General features: G+C 48.1%; 29 protein-coding genes. All 29 read right to left on the bottom strand.

Annotated elements, in window-relative coordinates; genetic code table 11:
• Nucleotides 1–190 precede the first annotated feature (190 nt).
• Nucleotides 191–577, bottom strand: a complete 387-nt coding sequence (gene rplQ / locus LRP49_RS24685) for a 50S ribosomal protein L17 (protein ID WP_274146272.1) — start codon at nt 575–577, stop codon at nt 191–193.
• 35 nt (nt 578–612) lie between these two features.
• Nucleotides 613–1602 carry a DNA-directed RNA polymerase subunit alpha gene (locus tag LRP49_RS24680; RefSeq protein ID WP_002541536.1) on the bottom strand — a complete coding sequence of 330 codons (990 nt, stop codon included), beginning with the start codon at nt 1600–1602 and terminating at the stop codon, nt 613–615.
• 23 nt (nt 1603–1625) lie between these two features.
• Nucleotides 1626–2246, bottom strand: coding sequence for a 30S ribosomal protein S4 (gene rpsD / locus LRP49_RS24675; protein ID WP_274146271.1), 621 nt, complete (start codon nt 2244–2246; stop codon nt 1626–1628).
• A 30-nt stretch (nt 2247–2276) separates the two neighbouring features.
• Complete coding sequence (rpsK, locus tag LRP49_RS24670; RefSeq protein ID WP_002541534.1) at nt 2277–2666, bottom strand: 30S ribosomal protein S11; 390 nt, start codon at nt 2664–2666, stop codon at nt 2277–2279.
• 18 nt (nt 2667–2684) lie between these two features.
• Nucleotides 2685–3041 carry a 30S ribosomal protein S13 gene (gene rpsM / locus LRP49_RS24665; protein WP_078754159.1) on the bottom strand — a complete coding sequence of 119 codons (357 nt, stop codon included), beginning with the start codon at nt 3039–3041 and terminating at the stop codon, nt 2685–2687.
• A 147-nt stretch (nt 3042–3188) separates the two neighbouring features.
• Entirely contained in the window at nt 3189–3302 is a 114-nt protein-coding gene (rpmJ, locus tag LRP49_RS24660; protein ID WP_000868186.1) for a 50S ribosomal protein L36, read from the bottom strand.
• 26 nt (nt 3303–3328) lie between these two features.
• A complete protein-coding gene (secY, locus tag LRP49_RS24655; RefSeq protein ID WP_274146268.1) occupies nt 3329–4654 on the bottom strand; it encodes a preprotein translocase subunit SecY in 1326 nt (441 codons plus the stop codon).
• Between the two features lie 22 nt (nt 4655–4676).
• A complete protein-coding gene (gene rplO, locus LRP49_RS24650) occupies nt 4677–5111 on the bottom strand; it encodes a 50S ribosomal protein L15 (RefSeq protein ID WP_067418569.1) in 435 nt (144 codons plus the stop codon).
• Nucleotides 5112–5116: 5 nt separating this feature from the next.
• Nucleotides 5117–5296 carry a 50S ribosomal protein L30 gene (rpmD, locus tag LRP49_RS24645; RefSeq protein WP_002541431.1) on the bottom strand — a complete coding sequence of 60 codons (180 nt, stop codon included), beginning with the start codon at nt 5294–5296 and terminating at the stop codon, nt 5117–5119.
• A 6-nt stretch (nt 5297–5302) separates the two neighbouring features.
• Complete coding sequence (gene rpsE / locus LRP49_RS24640) at nt 5303–5800, bottom strand: 30S ribosomal protein S5 (protein WP_274146266.1); 498 nt, start codon at nt 5798–5800, stop codon at nt 5303–5305.
• Between the two features lie 13 nt (nt 5801–5813).
• A complete protein-coding gene (gene rplR, locus LRP49_RS24635) occupies nt 5814–6167 on the bottom strand; it encodes a 50S ribosomal protein L18 (RefSeq protein WP_274146264.1) in 354 nt (117 codons plus the stop codon).
• Between the two features lie 9 nt (nt 6168–6176).
• Entirely contained in the window at nt 6177–6710 is a 534-nt protein-coding gene (gene rplF, locus LRP49_RS24630) for a 50S ribosomal protein L6 (protein WP_274146262.1), read from the bottom strand.
• Between the two features lie 10 nt (nt 6711–6720).
• A complete protein-coding gene (rpsH, locus tag LRP49_RS24625; protein ID WP_274146260.1) occupies nt 6721–7113 on the bottom strand; it encodes a 30S ribosomal protein S8 in 393 nt (130 codons plus the stop codon).
• Nucleotides 7114–7136: 23 nt separating this feature from the next.
• On the bottom strand, nt 7137–7442 hold the full coding sequence (gene rpsN, locus LRP49_RS24620) for a 30S ribosomal protein S14 (RefSeq protein WP_274146259.1): 306 nt from the start codon (nt 7440–7442) through the stop codon (nt 7137–7139).
• A gap of 17 nt (nt 7443–7459) precedes the next feature.
• Complete coding sequence (rplE, locus tag LRP49_RS24615) at nt 7460–7999, bottom strand: 50S ribosomal protein L5 (protein WP_274146257.1); 540 nt, start codon at nt 7997–7999, stop codon at nt 7460–7462.
• Between the two features lie 21 nt (nt 8000–8020).
• Nucleotides 8021–8332, bottom strand: a complete 312-nt coding sequence (rplX, locus tag LRP49_RS24610; RefSeq protein ID WP_067418552.1) for a 50S ribosomal protein L24 — start codon at nt 8330–8332, stop codon at nt 8021–8023.
• Nucleotides 8333–8344: 12 nt separating this feature from the next.
• A complete protein-coding gene (rplN, locus tag LRP49_RS24605) occupies nt 8345–8716 on the bottom strand; it encodes a 50S ribosomal protein L14 (protein ID WP_067418550.1) in 372 nt (123 codons plus the stop codon).
• 160 nt (nt 8717–8876) lie between these two features.
• On the bottom strand, nt 8877–9131 hold the full coding sequence (gene rpsQ / locus LRP49_RS24600) for a 30S ribosomal protein S17 (RefSeq protein ID WP_067418548.1): 255 nt from the start codon (nt 9129–9131) through the stop codon (nt 8877–8879).
• On the bottom strand, nt 9131–9322 hold the full coding sequence (gene rpmC / locus LRP49_RS24595; protein WP_028024650.1) for a 50S ribosomal protein L29: 192 nt from the start codon (nt 9320–9322) through the stop codon (nt 9131–9133). The genes rpsQ and rpmC overlap by 1 nt, the downstream gene beginning before the upstream one ends.
• The gene (rplP, locus tag LRP49_RS24590; protein WP_274146253.1) at nt 9322–9732 is read right to left on the bottom strand and encodes a 50S ribosomal protein L16; all 411 of its coding nucleotides are present in this window, start codon (nt 9730–9732) and stop codon (nt 9322–9324) included. Before rplP ends, rpmC begins: the two co-directional genes overlap by 1 nt.
• Before the next feature lie 11 nt (nt 9733–9743).
• Nucleotides 9744–10433: a 30S ribosomal protein S3 gene (gene rpsC, locus LRP49_RS24585; protein WP_067418543.1), complete on the bottom strand. Its 690-nt coding sequence runs from the start codon at nt 10431–10433 to the stop codon at nt 9744–9746.
• Between the two features lie 19 nt (nt 10434–10452).
• Nucleotides 10453–10785 (bottom strand): 50S ribosomal protein L22, encoded by a 333-nt coding sequence (gene rplV, locus LRP49_RS24580; protein WP_067418541.1) that lies wholly within the window; start codon nt 10783–10785, stop codon nt 10453–10455.
• An 11-nt stretch (nt 10786–10796) separates the two neighbouring features.
• The gene (gene rpsS, locus LRP49_RS24575) at nt 10797–11075 is read right to left on the bottom strand and encodes a 30S ribosomal protein S19 (RefSeq protein ID WP_046306435.1); all 279 of its coding nucleotides are present in this window, start codon (nt 11073–11075) and stop codon (nt 10797–10799) included.
• Nucleotides 11076–11093: 18 nt separating this feature from the next.
• Nucleotides 11094–11918, bottom strand: coding sequence for a 50S ribosomal protein L2 (gene rplB / locus LRP49_RS24570; protein WP_067418538.1), 825 nt, complete (start codon nt 11916–11918; stop codon nt 11094–11096).
• A gap of 19 nt (nt 11919–11937) precedes the next feature.
• On the bottom strand, nt 11938–12240 hold the full coding sequence (gene rplW / locus LRP49_RS24565) for a 50S ribosomal protein L23 (RefSeq protein ID WP_078754171.1): 303 nt from the start codon (nt 12238–12240) through the stop codon (nt 11938–11940).
• Nucleotides 12237–12839: a 50S ribosomal protein L4 gene (gene rplD, locus LRP49_RS24560; RefSeq protein ID WP_067418536.1), complete on the bottom strand. Its 603-nt coding sequence runs from the start codon at nt 12837–12839 to the stop codon at nt 12237–12239. The genes rplW and rplD overlap by 4 nt, the downstream gene beginning before the upstream one ends.
• 16 nt (nt 12840–12855) lie before the next feature.
• Nucleotides 12856–13485 carry a 50S ribosomal protein L3 gene (gene rplC, locus LRP49_RS24555; RefSeq protein WP_054780642.1) on the bottom strand — a complete coding sequence of 210 codons (630 nt, stop codon included), beginning with the start codon at nt 13483–13485 and terminating at the stop codon, nt 12856–12858.
• A gap of 14 nt (nt 13486–13499) precedes the next feature.
• The gene (gene rpsJ, locus LRP49_RS24550; RefSeq protein ID WP_067418532.1) at nt 13500–13811 is read right to left on the bottom strand and encodes a 30S ribosomal protein S10; all 312 of its coding nucleotides are present in this window, start codon (nt 13809–13811) and stop codon (nt 13500–13502) included.
• 554 nt (nt 13812–14365) lie between these two features.
• Nucleotides 14366–14560 (bottom strand): (2Fe-2S)-binding protein, encoded by a 195-nt coding sequence (locus LRP49_RS24545; protein WP_274146246.1) that lies wholly within the window; start codon nt 14558–14560, stop codon nt 14366–14368.
• Nucleotides 14561–14836: the final 276 nt, after the last annotated feature.

Raw genomic sequence — 14836 nt, 5'->3', positions numbered from 1 at the left:
TAGAAGTAGAAGTAGAAGTAGAAGTAGAAGTAGAAGTAGAAGTAGAAGTAGAAGTAGAAAGGTTGTTCTGTAGCGATGTCGACGTCAAGTGTTTGAGAGAAAAAGTCTGAAAAGAAGACACTTTATGAGAAGGCAGATAAATAAAAAGCCAGGCTAAAAGCCTGGCTTCTTATTCGAACGGACCGAGAGATTACTCAGCTGCTTCTTCTGCAGCTGTCTCTGGACGATCTACCAACTCGATGTAAGCCATAGGGGCTTTATCGCCGGCACGTACACCGCATTTCAGAATGCGAGTGTAACCGCCTGCACGAGAGGCAAAACGTGGACCTAGTTCGTTGAACAGCTTCGCTACAACTTCGTCGTTACGAGTGCGAGCGAATGCAAGACGACGGTTAGCAACACTGTCGACCTTTGCTAGGGTAATCAATGGCTCAATTACGCGACGCAGCTCTTTTGCTTTTGGCAAAGTTGTTTTGATAACTTCGTGAGTTACCAGAGAGCTAGCCATGTTGCTGAACATCGCTTTACGATGACTGCTGTTGCGATTGAGTTGACGACCACTCTTACGATGGCGCATGACCTAATCCTTCTAACTAAGTAATCAGAATCTGATTAATCTTCAGCGATTGATGCTGGCGGCCAGTTTTCCAGGCGCATACCCAGAGACAGACCACGTGAAGCCAGCACGTCTTTAATTTCAGTCAAAGACTTTTTACCAAGGTTAGGCGTCTTAAGAAGCTCAACCTCGGTGCGCTGTACCAGATCACCGATGTAGTGGATCGCTTCTGCTTTCAAACAGTTAGCAGAGCGAACAGTTAGTTCAAGATCGTCTACAGGACGCAGTAGGATCGGATCGAACTCTGGCTTCTCTTCTTTCTCTTCAGGAACTCGTACATCACGTAGATCTACGAATGCATCCAGTTGCTCAGCAAGAATTGTTGCTGCGCGACGGATCGCTTCCTCAGGATCAAGCGTACCGTTGGTTTCCATATCGATAACCAGCTTGTCTAGATCCGTACGCTGTTCAACACGTGCTGCTTCTACATTGTAGGCAATACGGTCTACTGGGCTGAACGTTGCATCAACAAGCAGACGGCCGATAGGACGCTCGTCTTCTTCAGTGTGAATACGCGCTGACGCTGGTACGTAGCCGCGACCACGTTCTACCTTGATTCGCATGCTGATTTCAGCGTTAGAATCAGTTAGGTGGCAGATTACGTGCTCTGGGTTCGCAATCTCAACACCACCATCGTGGGTGATGTCGCCTGCAACAACAGGGCCTGCACCAGACTTATTCAGAGTAAGGATTACTTCATCTTTACCCTCAACCTTAACGGCGAGGCCTTTAAGGTTAAGCAGGATTTCCAGGATATCTTCCTGTACGCCCTCTTTGGTGCTGTACTCGTGCAACACGCCATCAATCTCTACTTCAGTCACTGCGCAACCAGGCATAGACGACAGTAGGATGCGACGTAGAGCATTACCTAGGGTGTGACCAAAGCCACGCTCTAGCGGCTCAAGAGTTACTTTTGCGTGCGTCGAGCTTACTTGTTCGATGTCAACTAGACGCGGCTTAAGAAATTCTGTTACAGAACCCTGCATTGTGTCCTCTCTTTAGTTTAGCCTTACTTAGAGTAAAGCTCGACGATCAGGTGTTCGTTGATGTCAGCAGACAAATCTGAACGCTCTGGCAGACGCTTGAAAGTGCCTTCCATTTTGTTGCTGTCTACTTCGATCCAAGTTGGTAGCTCGCGCTGAGCAGCGATTTCAAGTGCTGCTTTAATGCGTGCTTGGTTCTTAGCTTTCTCACGAATGCTAACAACATCGTTCGCAGTTACGTTGAAAGAAGGAACGTTAACCACTTTGCCGTTAACCAGGATCGCTTTGTGGCTTACCAGCTGACGTGCTTCTGCGCGAGTTGCGCCAAAGCCCATGCGGTAAACAACGTTATCCAGACGACCTTCCAGAAGTTGCAGCAGGTTTTCACCTGTGTTGCCTTTCAGGCGTGCAGCTTCTTTATAGTAGTTACGGAATTGTTTTTCCAGAACGCCGTACATACGACGAACTTTTTGCTTCTCACGAAGCTGAACGCCGTACTCAGACAGACGGCCACGACGAGCGCCGTGAACACCTGGGGCGTTATCAATTTTACACTTGGTATCAATCGCGCGTACGCCTGACTTCAGGAACAAGTCAGTACCTTCGCGACGGCTAAGCTTCAGCTTAGGACCCAAATATCTTGCCATGATCTTTCTCCAGAATTCTAAGAAACAGCGTTATACGCGACGTTTCTTAGGTGGACGACAACCGTTATGTGGGATTGGAGTCGCATCAACAATGTTGGTGATACGGAAACCAGCCGCGTTCAGAGCACGAATAGTTGATTCGCGACCTGGACCAGGACCCTTAACCATAACTTCCAGGTTCTTCAGGCCATATTCTTTAGCCATCTCACCACAACGCTCAGCAGCAACCTGTGCAGCGAACGGAGTTGATTTACGAGAACCGCGGAAACCAGAACCACCTGCAGTAGCCCATGCTAGAGCATTACCTTGACGGTCAGTAATGGTTACGATTGTGTTGTTGAAAGACGCATGGATATGCGCGACGCCATCAGCAACTTGCTTGCGTACGCGTTTACGTGCGCGATTTGGTTGTTTAGCCATAGTATTAACCTACCCCGATTATTTCTTGATCGGTTTGCGCGGACCCTTACGGGTACGAGCATTGGTCTTCGTACGCTGGCCACGTAGTGGCAAGCTGCGACGATGACGCAAACCGCGGTAACAACCAAGGTCCATAAGACGCTTGATGTTCATTGAAACTTCACGACGTAGATCACCTTCTACGGTGTACTTGGCAACGCCATCACGCAGTAGATCGATCTGCTCTTCAGTTAGTTCACTGATCTTAATGCTTTCAGCAATACCAGTCTCAGCTAGGATAGCTTTCGAACGGGTTTTACCGATACCGTAGATCGCAGTAAGTGCGATTACAGCATGCTTCTGATCAGGAATGTTAATGCCTGCAATACGGGCCACTATTCACTCCTAGTACTTTTTCAAGAAGAACCGCTGCAGAGCCCGTTCAGGATACGCAGCGGCTATACCACTTCTTTTGCACACACAAAAGGTGGGCTGGCTAATGTAGCCAGCCTGCCTAAATTTTGCAAGAAAAATATTCTGCTATTAGCCTTGGCGCTGCTTGTGCTTTGGCTCACTGCAGATCACGCGAACAACACCGTTGCGCTTGATCACTTTACAGTTACGGCAGATTTTCTTAACGGAAGCACGAACTTTCATTGCTAAACTCCGTAAATGTCAATCTGTTAGCGGCCGTAGCCTTTCAGATTGGCTTTCTTCAACACGGACTCATATTGTTGAGACATCAGATGTGTCTGAACTTGAGCCATAAAGTCCATGATTACTACAACTACGATTAGTAGGGAAGTTCCGCCGAAATAAAAGCGTACGTTCCAAGCAATCATCATGAACTCGGGGATCAGACAGATAAAGGTGATATACAACGCACCCGCAAGGGTTAGTCGAGTCATTACTTTATCTATGTACTTTGCAGTCTGCTCGCCCGGGCGAATACCAGGTACGAATGCACCAGACTTCTTCAGATTGTCTGCCGTCTCACGCGGGTTGAAAACCAACGCCGTGTAGAAGAAACAGAAGAAGATAATCGCTGCTGCATAAAGAATTACATACAGTGGTTGACCTGGGCTCAGTGCCAAAGACACATCAGCAAGCCAGCCAAACTGTTCACTCTGACCAAACCATTGGGCCAAAGTGCCTGGGAACAGGATAATACTTGATGCAAAAATCGCTGGAATTACGCCGGCCATGTTTAATTTCAATGGCAGGTGAGTGCTTTGCGCAGCAAAAACACGACGGCCTTGCTGACGCTTCGCGTAGTTAACGACAATACGACGTTGGCCACGCTCAACAAACACTACGAACGCAATTACTGCGAAAGCAATTACCGCAATCAACAGAAGAAGAAGCACGTGCAATTCACCTTGACGCGCTTGCTCGGCTGTTTGTCCGATAGCGGATGGTAATCCTGCAACGATACCAGCAAAAATAATGATGGAGATACCGTTACCAATTCCACGCTCAGTGATTTGCTCACCTAACCACATCAAGAACATGGTACCAGTGACCAAGCTCACGACAGCGGTAAAGTAGAAACCAAAGCCCGGGTTAACCACAAGGCCTTGGATCATACTTGGCAAGCCCGTCGCGATACCAATCGCTTGGAACGTTGCCAATACCAGCGTACCGTAGCGGGTGTACTGACTAATCTTACGACGGCCAGACTCCCCTTCTTTTTTCAACTCAGCCAAGGCTGGGTGAACTACCGTTAGCAACTGGACAATAATCGATGCCGAAATATACGGCATGATGCCCAGTGCTAGGATAGAGGCACGCTCAAGAGCACCACCAGAGAACATGTTAAACAGTTCAATGATGGTACCTTGTTGCTGTTCGAACAGATCGGCAAGTACAGCAGCGTCAATACCAGGAATCGGCACAAAAGAACCGGCACGGAACACGAGCAACGCACCTACCACAAAGAGTAGACGGCTTTTCAGTTCCGCAAGTCCACCTTTTGCACTTTTTAAATTTTGTCCTGGTTGTTTTGCCATCTGTACCTCGTCCTCGAGCTAATTATTCCTCGATTTTACCGCCAGCAGCTTCGATTGCAGCTTGAGCACCTTTAGTAACGCGAAGACCTTTCACAGTCACTGAGCGAGCAATCTCACCAGACAGTACGATTTTCGCCGTACGGATGTCTTTAGTGATGATGTTTGCTGCTTTCAGTGTCTCAAGGCTTACCACGTCACCTTCGACTTTAGCTAGTTCGCTTAGACGAACTTCTGCTGCAGTCAGGCTCTTGCGAGAAGTAAAACCAAATTTTGGCAGACGCTGTTTCAAAGGCATTTGACCGCCTTCGAAACCTGGGCGTACAGAACCACCTGAACGTGATTTCTGACCTTTGTGACCACGGCCACCAGTTTTGCCCAGGCCTGAACCGATACCACGACCCAAACGCTTCTTAGAAGGCTTAGAACCCGCAGCCGGAGATAGAGTATTCAGACGCATTGTGATTACTCCTCCACTTTAACCATGTAGTAAACTTGATTGATCATGCCGCGTACGCAAGCAGTATCTTCAAGCTCAACAGTGTGGTTGATGCGACGTAGGCCCAAGCCACGCAGTGTAGCTTTATGTTTCGGCAAGCGGCCGATAGAGCTACGAGTCTGTGTTACTTTGATAGTTTTAGCCATGTCGAATTACCCCAGAATTTCGTTTACAGGCAGACCGCGCTTAGCAGCTACCATTTCTGGAGACTTCATACCACCCAGACCATCAATCGTTGCGCGAACAACGTTGATTGGGTTAGTAGAACCGTATGCTTTCGCCAGAACGTTGCGAACACCCGCAACTTCTAGAACCGCACGCATCGCACCACCGGCGATGATACCCGTACCTTCTGAAGCAGGTTGCATGTACACTTTAGAACCAGTGTGGCGACCTTTAACAGCGTGGTGCAGAGTACCGTCGTTCAGCGCAACAGTAACCATGTTACGGCGCGCTTTTTCCATTGATTTTTGGATAGCAGCAGGTACTTCACGGGCTTTACCGTAACCGAAACCTACGCGACCATTGCCATCACCAACTACAGTTAGAGCGGTGAAGCTGAAGATGCGACCACCTTTAACCGTCTTAGATACACGGTTAACAGCAATCAGCTTCTCTTGCAAATCACTTTGTTGTTTATCGTTAGCCATCTTTCCGCCTACCTTAGAATTTCAGACCAGCTTCACGAGCAGCATCTGCTAGTGCAGCCACACGGCCGTGGTATTGGAAACCGGAGCGGTCAAAAGCAACAGTTACGATGCCTTTTTCCAGCGCACGCTCAGCAATAGCTTTACCTACAACTGCAGCAGCGTCTTTATTACCGGTGCCTTTTACTTGCTCACGGATCGCTTTTTCTACGGTAGAAGCAGCTGCGATAACCTCAGAGCCATTAGCCGCGATAACCTGTGCGTACACGTGACGTGGAGTGCGGTGTATCACTAGGCGAGTCGCACCCAGTTCTGCAATCTTGCGACGCGCTCGGGTCGCACGACGGATACGAGCAATTTTCTTATCCATAGTGTTACCTTACTTCTTCTTAGCTTCTTTAGTACGCACAACTTCGTCAGAGTAACGAATACCTTTGCCTTTGTAAGGCTCAGGTTGACGGTATGCGCGGATGTCAGCAGCTACTTGGCCAATCAATTGTTTGTCTGTACCAGTCAGAACAATCTCAGTTTGGCTTGGGCATTCTGCTTTGATGCCTGCAGGCAGGTCGTGCTCAACAGGGTGAGAGAAGCCCAAAGTCAGAGCTACTGCATTACCCTTGATTGCCGCACGGTAACCAACACCTTTCAGAATCAGTTTCTTGGTAAAGCCTTCAGTAACACCAACTACCATGTTGTTTACCAGCGCACGTGCGGTACCTGCTTGAGCGTTAGCTTTCACAATACCTTCACGCGGTGCAAACGTCACAGCGTTGTCTTCTTGGCTTACTACCACTGCATTGTTGATAACACGAGACAATTCGCCTTTGCTACCTTTAACAGTGATTTCCTGACCGTTCAGTTTCACCTCTACGCCGGCAGGAATTACTACGGGTGCTTTTGCAACACGAGACATTTCCTACTCCTTACGCTACGTAGCAGATGATTTCGCCGCCCAGACCCGCTTTGCGAGCTGCACGGTCGGTCATCAAACCTTTAGAAGTTGATACTACAGCAATACCCAGACCAGCCATTACAGAAGGCAGCTCATCTTTTTTCTTATAGATGCGCAGACCTGGACGGCTAACACGTTGGATTTGCTCGATAACTGGGTTGGCTTCGAAGTACTTTAGAGTAACTTCAAGCTCAGGCTTAACTTCGCCAGTAACAGCGTAGTCAGCCACATAACCTTCTGCTTTCAGTAGCTCAGCAATTGCCACTTTCAGCTTTGACGAAGGCATCTTAACAGCAACTTTAGTTGCTGCCTGACCGTTGCGGATGCGGGTCAGCATATCCGAGATCGGATCTTGCATGCTCATAAGTCTTTACTCCCGTGATTCAATTACCAGCTCGCCTTACGCAGACCCGGAATCTCGCCTTTCATGCAAGCTTCACGAACCTTGATTCGGCTTAGACCGAATTTGCGTAGGTAGCCATGTGGACGACCAGTCTGGTTACAGCGGTTACGCTGACGAGACTTAGCAGAATCACGCGGTAGAGCTTGAAGCTTCAGGACTGCATCCCAACGCTCTTCTTCAGACGCGTTAACGTTTTTGATGATAGCTTTAAAAGCAGCGCGCTTTTCAGCGAACTTTGCTACCAGCTTCGCGCGTTTTACTTCGCGCGCTTTCATTGATTGCTTAGCCATTACAGTAACCCTTCACCTTACTTACGGAATGGGAAGTTAAAGGCAGCCAGCAGAGCTTGACCTTCCTCATCAGTCGCCGCTGAGGTCGTGATAGTAATATCAAGACCACGGATACGATCTACTTTGTCGTAGTCGATCTCTGGGAAGATGATTTGCTCACGAACGCCCATGCTATAGTTACCGCGACCGTCGAAAGATTTCGAGCTAACGCCACGGAAGTCACGCACACGTGGTAGAGCGATAGAAATCAAACGCTCCATGAAATCCCACATACGCTCGCCACGCAGGGTTACTTTACAACCAATAGGGTAGCCCTCACGGATCTTGAAGCCAGCAACAGATTTACGTGCTTTAGTGATCAGCGGCTTTTGACCTGTAATTGTAGCCAGGTCAGATGCTGCGTTTTCAAGCAGTTTTTTATCGTTGATCGCTTCGCCCACACCCATGTTCAGGGTGATCTTTTCGATCCTTGGGACTTGCATGATACTCTTGTATTCGAACTTTTCAGCAAGCTCTTTTACAACAGTCTCTTTGTAGTAATCATGCAGTTTCGCCATAGTGTACTACTCCAGAATTACTTAAATAGTTTCGCCATTCGATTTGAAGAAACGAACTTTTTTGCCGTCTTCGAATCGGAAGCCTACACGGTCTGCTTTACCAGTTGCCGCGTTGTAGATAGCCACGTTAGAAACGTCCACTGCAGCTTCTTTTTCTACGATGCCGCCTTGGATGCCCATAGCCGGAACCGGCTTCTGGTGTTTCTTAACTAGGTTGATACCTTCAACGATAACTTTACCAGTTGTCAGAACCTTAGTTACCTTACCTTTCTTGCCTTTATCTTTACCGACAAGAACGATAACTTCGTCGTTACGACGGATTTTAGCTGCCATTTTAACCGCTCCTTACAGAACTTCTGGCGCCAGAGACACAATCTTCATGAACTTATCGCCACGAAGTTCGCGTGTCACAGGGCCAAAGATACGAGTACCGATTGGTTGCTCAGTAGTGTTGTTCAACAGTACGCAAGCATTACGGTCGAAGCGAATGACAGAGCCGTCTGGACGACGAACGCCTTTACGGGTGCGAACTACAACCGCCTTCAGGACATCACCTTTTTTAACTTTACCGCGTGGGATTGCATCCTTAACGGTAACTTTGATGACGTCGCCGATGTGGGCGTAGCGACGGTGTGAACCACCCAGCACCTTAATACACATTACACTGCGAGCGCCGGAGTTATCGGCTGCATCCAGCATACTTTGCATTTGGATCATTGTTAGTGCTCCGCTGTTATTACATCTAGACCCATCTCGGGTCGGGCTGCCTCATTACAAGGGCGGCGAATAATAACACTATTTTTTGAAGATGGGTAGATAAAAAATAAACGGCTCCAAGTCAGGAGCCGCTAGATTTTTTACCGTTGGAAAGCAAACCTTACAGGCGTGCTTTCTCAACTACGCGTACCAGAGTCCAAGACTTAGTCTTAGACAGTGGACGACACTCACGAATCTCAACGGTATCGCCTTGAGCGCATTCGTTGTTTTCGTCGTGTACATGCAGCTTAGTTGTGCGCTTGATGAACTTACCGTAGATTGGGTGTTTCACCTGACGCTCAATAGCAACAACGATAGACTTATCGCCTTTGTCGCTAACTACACGGCCTTGTTGAGTACGGATTTTGTCGCTCATTATGCGTTGCCCTTCTGGTTCAGAACGGTTTTAACACGTGCGATATCGCGACGAACAGTCTTCAGAGTGTGAGTTTGCTGAAGTTGACCAGTAGCCGCTTGCATGCGCAGGTTGAATTGCTCACGCAGCAGACCCAGCAGTTCTTCATTCAGCTGCTCTACGCTCTTTTCGCGAAGTTCTTGTGCTTTCATCACATCACCGCCTTAGTTACGAAAGTGGTTTTGATCGGTAGCTTACGTGCAGCAAGATCAAATGCTTCACGAGCTAGACTTTCAGAAACACCATCCATCTCGTACAGGACTTTACCTGGTTGGATTTGTGCAACCCAGTAGCTCACAGAACCCTTACCTTTACCCTGACGAACTTCCAGAGGTTTGGTAGTGATTGGCTTGTCTGGGAACACGCGGATCCAGATTTGACCCTGACGCTTGATGTGACGAGTCATAGCACGACGTGCAGCTTCGATCTGACGCGCAGTGATACGACCACGACCAACAGCTTTCAGGCCGAAGGTACCGAAGCTTACGTCAGTACCTGCAGCAAGACCGCGGTTACGACCTTTAAAAGTCTTGCGGAACTTAGTACGTTTTGGTTGAAGCATCGATAGACTCCTTACTTACGGCCTTTACGCTGCTTCTTAGGCTTCTCAGCCTGTGGCTCTGCTACTGGCATGCCGCCCAGAACTTCACCTTTGAAGATCCAAACTTTAATACCAATTACACCGTAAGTGGTGTGAGCCGAAGAAGTTGCGTAATCAATGTCAGCGCGAAGTGTGTGCAATGGCACACGACCTTCACGGTACCACTCGGTACGAGCGATTTCAGCACCGCCAAGACGGCCGCTTACTTCCACTTTGATACCCTTAGCACCCAGACGCATTGCGTTCTGAACCGCACGCTTCATAGCGCGACGGAACATAACACGACGCTCTAGCTGAGATGCGATGCTGTCACCAACCAGTTGTGCGTCAAGCTCAGGCTTGCGTACTTCTGAGATGTTGATCTGAGCAGGAACACCTGCCAGCTGAGCAACGCGAGCGCGCAGTTTCTCTACGTCTTCGCCTTTCTTACCGATAACAACACCTGGACGAGCAGTGTGAATAGTCACACGGATGCTCTTCGCAGGACGCTCGATAACGATGCGAGATACAGATGCTTTAGACAGTTCCTTAGTCAGGAACTGACGTACCTTGAAGTCGCCGTCTAGGTTGTCAGCGAAATCTTGGCTGTTAGCAAACCAAGTGGAATTCCAAGGCTTACAGATGCCAAGACGAATACCATTAGGATGTACTTTTTGACCCATTGCTTTCTCTCCTCGTCTCTTAGCGGTCTGCTACAACAACAGTGATGTGGCTAGAACGCTTCAAGATGCGATCGGCACGGCCTTTTGCACGAGGCATGATGCGCTTCATGACTGGGCCTTCGTCAACGAAGATTTTTGCTACAGACAGCTCATCGATGTCTGCGCCTTCGTTATGCTCGGCGTTTGCAATAGCAGACTCCAGGACTTTCTTGATCAGATCAGCAGCTTTTTTGTCGCTGAAAGTCAGAATTTCCAGGGCTTGTGCAACGTTTTTACCGCGCACTTGGTCTGCAACCAAACGTGCTTTCTGAGGCGAGATGCGAGCAAAGCGATGTTTAGCAATAGCTTCCATTTCTTAACCCCTTAGCGCTTCTTAGCTTTCTTATCTGCAGCGTGGCCGCGATAAGTACGTGTTGGTGCAAATTCGCCCAGCTTGTGACCGATCATTTCATCAGTGATGAAAACAGGTACATGCTGACGACCATTATGGACAGCGATGGTCAAACCGATCATCTGAGGGATGATCATTGAACGACGGGACCAAGTCTTAACAGGCTTTTTGTCACCGCTTTCCAACGCTTTCTCTACCTTCTTCAGCAAGTGCAGGTCAATAAATGGACCTTTCTTGAGAGAACGTGGCATGGCGTATCCTCTTTAAAATTACTTGTTACGACGACGTACGATGTACTTGTCGGTACGTTTGTTCTTACGGGTCTTGAAGCCCTTAGTTGGCATACCCCAAGGTGATACTGGGTGACGACCGCCAGATGTACGACCTTCACCACCACCGTGTGGGTGATCCACTGGGTTCATTGCTACACCACGTACGGTAGGACGAACGCCCTTCCAACGAGTTGCACCAGCTTTACCCAGTTCACGCAGCATGTGTTCTGCGTTACCAACTTCACCGATGGTCGCACGACCTTCAGAAAGAACCTTACGCATTTCGCCAGAACGCAGACGGATAGTCACGTATGCGCCATCGCGAGCAACGATTTGTGCGTATGCACCAGCTGAACGAGCCAACTGTGCACCTTTACCAGGCTTCAGTTCAACGTTGTGAACTGTAGAACCTACTGGGATGTTGCGCATTGGTAGGCTGTTACCTACTTTGATCGCAGCATCTGAACCAGATTGAATCTGGTCGCCAGCTTTCAGGCCTTTAGGTGCAATGATGTAACGACGCTCACCGTCTGCGTACAGAACCAGTGCGATATTCGCGCTACGGTTTGGATCGTATTCCAGGCGCTCAACTTTCGCTGGGATGCCGTCTTTAGTACGTTTGAAGTCAATCAAACGGTAGTGTTGCTTATGACCACCACCGATGTGACGTACTGTGATACGACCGTTGTTATTACGACCGCCAGACTTCTGGTTTTTCTCCAGAAGAGGTGCGTAAGGCTTACCTTTGTACAGGTCAGCGTTAACAACTTTAACTAGGTGACGACGACCCGGTGAAGTAGGCTTACATTTAACAATTGCCATTTTATTTTACTCCTCCGTCTTACTCAGCGCCGCCAGCGAAGTCGATGTCTTGACCTTCTTTCAAGATTACATACGCTTTCTTCACGTCTGAACGACGGCCTTGGCGCATACCTTGACGTTTGGTCTTACCCTTAACGATAAGGGTATTTACAGACTTAACTTCAACTTCGAACAGTTTCTCAACTGCTGCTTTGATCTCTTTCTTAGTTGCAGTCATCGCTACTTTGAAAACGATAGTGTTACCGTTTTCAGCAGCCATGGTTGCTTTTTCAGAGATGTGCGGAGCACGCAGAACTTTAAGAATACGCTCTTCAGTGATCATCCCAGCATCTCCTCAACTTGTTTAACTGCAGCTGCAGTCATAACTACTTTGTCGAAAGCGATCAGGCTAACTGGGTCGATGCCTGCTGCATCACGTACGTCAACCTTGTACAGGTTACGTGCCGCAAGGAACAGATTCTCATCAACTTCTGCAGTTACGATCAGAGCTTCTGTCAGCTCAAGCTCTTTCAGCTTGGCGATCAGCTCTTTTGTTTTAGGTGCTTCTACTGAGAAGTTGTCAACAACGATCAGACGATCTTGACGAACTAGCTCAGAAAGGATGCTTTTCAGAGCACCACGGTACATTTTCTTGTTAACTTTCTGGCTGTGGTCCTGAGGACGAGCTGCGAAAGTTACACCACCCGAACGCCACAGTGGGCTACGGATTGTACCTGCACGGGCGCGACCAGTACCCTTCTGACGCCATGGCTTAGCACCGCCACCGGATACGTCTGAACGAGTCTTCTGCGCACGAGTACCTTGACGGGCACCAGCTGCGTATGCAACAACTACTTGGTGAACCAGAGCTTCGTTGAACTCACGCCCGAAGGTAGTGTCGGAAACAGTCAGCGCGTCAGCGCCTTTTACTACCAATTCCATTACTATCTCCTCGACGTTACGCTTTAACGGCTGGTTTAACGATCACGTTGCTGCCAGTCGCACCAGGAACTGCACCTTTGATAAGAAGCAGCTTGCGCTCAGCGTCAACACGTACGATCTCAAGGTTTTGAGTAGTTACCTGCTCAGCACCCATGTGACCTGCCATTTTTTTGCCTTTGAATACGCGACCTGGAGTTTGACATTGGCCAATTGAACCCGGTGCACGGTGAGACAAAGAGTTACCGTGGGTCATATCTTGAGTACGGAAGTTCCAACGCTTAACAGCGCCTTGGAAGCCCTTACCTTTAGATGTGCCAGTAACGTCTACTTTCTTAATTTCTGCGAACAGATCTACGTTTAGCTCAGCGCCAACTTCGAACTCTTCACCACTTTCCAGACGGAATTCCCACAGACCACGGCCAGCTTCTACACCTGCTTTCGCAAAGTGACCAGCTTCTGGCTTAGTAACGCGGCTTGCTTTCTTAACGCCTGAAGTTACTTGGATAGCAGAGTAACCATCTACTTCAGGAGTACGTACCTGAGTAACACGGTTAGTTTCTACTTCTACAACGGTTACAGGGATAGAAACGCCTTCTTCAGTGAAGATGCGAGTCATGCCCACTTTACGACCGACTAGACCAATCATTATTAACTCCCCTCTTAACCTAGGCTGATTTGAACATCAACGCCCGCAGCAAGGTCAAGACGCATCAGAGCGTCAACAGTTTTATCTGTTGGCTCAACGATGTCGATCAGGCGCTTGTGAGTACGAATTTCGTACTGGTCACGCGCAGATTTGTTTACGTGCGGAGAGATAAGAACGGTGAAGCGCTCTTTACGAGTTGGTAGTGGGATTGGACCACGTACCTGCGCACCAGTGCGCTTAGCGGTTTCAACGATTTCCGCAGTAGACTGATCGATCAAACGATGATCGAAAGCCTTCAGGCGGATACGGATACGTTGGTTCTGCATTAGACAGAGCTCCAAATTAAAAAATTACACAAACAATATCGCCACTCAACCTTATCAAGATAAGGGAATGCCGATTGATTTATGTGAAACCGTAGTATCAAAATCTGATACATTGTCAGCCATTTAAATATGACTGCGAACATAAGCGGAGTTTACATTACCGACCTCGTTAGGCAGAGCCTACAACAACGGGTCTTCCTCCTGTGCTCATTGGTTCACAACTGCAAACATGAGAGCAAATGTCTCAGGCAGTGGAGCGCATTATACAGATCACAAACTGCTTTGCAAGCCACGTTCAAAAATTAGTCAGGGATTAATTTCTGCCGCTCTGTATCCCTCTGTTTTAGCGGGAATATCAAAAGTCTCTGGTGTTGCGAAACGTTGCGTTTTTTTATAAATCATCGGTAATACCTGCACTCTTTCAAACGCAGTTTCAAATGCAATACCAGTCTATTCTCAGTTCTAAGTGTATTGATTACATCAACCCTATAACGAACAAAGCGGCCAAATAGGCCGCTTTATAAGAATACTTTTACTGTGTTTTTGTCAGAGACTCAACAGGCTTGTTTTAACACCAAGCTTGGAATCGCTACTTCTTGCAAGACTTCTTTTGCTGTACGAACACACTTACCACACTGCGAACCAAGCGGTGTTACCTTACGAATTTCTCGTATGTCTGTTATGCCCTGCTCATAGGCAAGCTTCTTCAACGTTTTTTCCGAAATCCCGTGGCATACGCAAACGTACATTTTCGCTCTCACCTTAAAACCATATAAGGCAAATATAAACGATAATGGTTTGCATTACCAATCCTGTTGGTGATTTTATTTGCAGAATTTCTGTGGCTTTCACTTAAGGGGGAAATGCGATGAGGAGATTAGAGAGAGATGGAGATAAGAAACTAAATACATGTGTAAACAGCAGATATGAAAAAGGACGCCGAAGCGCCCTTTTTCTAGCATTGTGCTATCAAAGCTTAAAATTAAGCGATGATCTTAGCAACAACACCCGCACCTACGGTACGG

Origin of the sequence: Enterovibrio qingdaonensis, from assembly GCF_028683135.1 — a bacterium.
Classification (GTDB): Bacteria; Pseudomonadota; Gammaproteobacteria; order Enterobacterales; family Vibrionaceae; genus Enterovibrio; species Enterovibrio qingdaonensis.
The sequence above is the reverse complement of the archived record's forward strand: the minus strand, read 5'-3'. Positions and strand labels throughout refer to the sequence as shown.

Bases quoted from the DNA above. Each gene is read 5' to 3' on its own strand.
- rplQ (WP_274146272.1), bottom strand. From the start codon at position 577: ATGCGCCATCGTAAGAGTGGTCGTCAACTCAATCGCAACAGCAGTCAT.
- LRP49_RS24680 (WP_002541536.1), bottom strand. From the start codon at position 1,602: ATGCAGGGTTCTGTAACAGAATTTCTTAAGCCGCGTCTAGTTGACATC.
- rpsD (WP_274146271.1), bottom strand. From the start codon at position 2,246: ATGGCAAGATATTTGGGTCCTAAGCTGAAGCTTAGCCGTCGCGAAGGT.
- rpsK (WP_002541534.1), bottom strand. From the start codon at position 2,666: ATGGCTAAACAACCAAATCGCGCACGTAAACGCGTACGCAAGCAAGTT.
- rpmJ (WP_000868186.1), bottom strand. From the start codon at position 3,302: ATGAAAGTTCGTGCTTCCGTTAAGAAAATCTGCCGTAACTGTAAAGTG.
- secY (WP_274146268.1), bottom strand. From the start codon at position 4,654: ATGGCAAAACAACCAGGACAAAATTTAAAAAGTGCAAAAGGTGGACTT.
- rplO (WP_067418569.1), bottom strand. From the start codon at position 5,111: ATGCGTCTGAATACTCTATCTCCGGCTGCGGGTTCTAAGCCTTCTAAG.
- rpmD (WP_002541431.1), bottom strand. From the start codon at position 5,296: ATGGCTAAAACTATCAAAGTAACACAGACTCGTAGCTCTATCGGCCGC.
- rpsE (WP_274146266.1), bottom strand. From the start codon at position 5,800: ATGGCTAACGATAAACAACAAAGTGATTTGCAAGAGAAGCTGATTGCT.
- rplR (WP_274146264.1), bottom strand. From the start codon at position 6,167: ATGGATAAGAAAATTGCTCGTATCCGTCGTGCGACCCGAGCGCGTCGC.
- rplF (WP_274146262.1), bottom strand. From the start codon at position 6,710: ATGTCTCGTGTTGCAAAAGCACCCGTAGTAATTCCTGCCGGCGTAGAG.
- rpsH (WP_274146260.1), bottom strand. From the start codon at position 7,113: ATGAGCATGCAAGATCCGATCTCGGATATGCTGACCCGCATCCGCAAC.
- rpsN (WP_274146259.1), bottom strand. From the start codon at position 7,442: ATGGCTAAGCAATCAATGAAAGCGCGCGAAGTAAAACGCGCGAAGCTG.
- rplE (WP_274146257.1), bottom strand. From the start codon at position 7,999: ATGGCGAAACTGCATGATTACTACAAAGAGACTGTTGTAAAAGAGCTT.
- rplX (WP_067418552.1), bottom strand. From the start codon at position 8,332: ATGGCAGCTAAAATCCGTCGTAACGACGAAGTTATCGTTCTTGTCGGT.
- rplN (WP_067418550.1), bottom strand. From the start codon at position 8,716: ATGATCCAAATGCAAAGTATGCTGGATGCAGCCGATAACTCCGGCGCT.
- rpsQ (WP_067418548.1), bottom strand. From the start codon at position 9,131: ATGAGCGACAAAATCCGTACTCAACAAGGCCGTGTAGTTAGCGACAAA.
- rpmC (WP_028024650.1), bottom strand. From the start codon at position 9,322: ATGAAAGCACAAGAACTTCGCGAAAAGAGCGTAGAGCAGCTGAATGAA.
- rplP (WP_274146253.1), bottom strand. From the start codon at position 9,732: ATGCTTCAACCAAAACGTACTAAGTTCCGCAAGACTTTTAAAGGTCGT.
- rpsC (WP_067418543.1), bottom strand. From the start codon at position 10,433: ATGGGTCAAAAAGTACATCCTAATGGTATTCGTCTTGGCATCTGTAAG.
- rplV (WP_067418541.1), bottom strand. From the start codon at position 10,785: ATGGAAGCTATTGCTAAACATCGCTTTGCTCGCATCTCGCCTCAGAAA.
- rpsS (WP_046306435.1), bottom strand. From the start codon at position 11,075: ATGCCACGTTCTCTCAAGAAAGGTCCATTTATTGACCTGCACTTGCTG.
- rplB (WP_067418538.1), bottom strand. From the start codon at position 11,918: ATGGCAATTGTTAAATGTAAGCCTACTTCACCGGGTCGTCGTCACCTA.
- rplW (WP_078754171.1), bottom strand. From the start codon at position 12,240: ATGATCACTGAAGAGCGTATTCTTAAAGTTCTGCGTGCTCCGCACATC.
- rplD (WP_067418536.1), bottom strand. From the start codon at position 12,839: ATGGAATTGGTAGTAAAAGGCGCTGACGCGCTGACTGTTTCCGACACT.
- rplC (WP_054780642.1), bottom strand. From the start codon at position 13,485: ATGATTGGTCTAGTCGGTCGTAAAGTGGGCATGACTCGCATCTTCACT.
- rpsJ (WP_067418532.1), bottom strand. From the start codon at position 13,811: ATGCAGAACCAACGTATCCGTATCCGCCTGAAGGCTTTCGATCATCGT.
- LRP49_RS24545 (WP_274146246.1), bottom strand. From the start codon at position 14,560: ATGTACGTTTGCGTATGCCACGGGATTTCGGAAAAAACGTTGAAGAAG.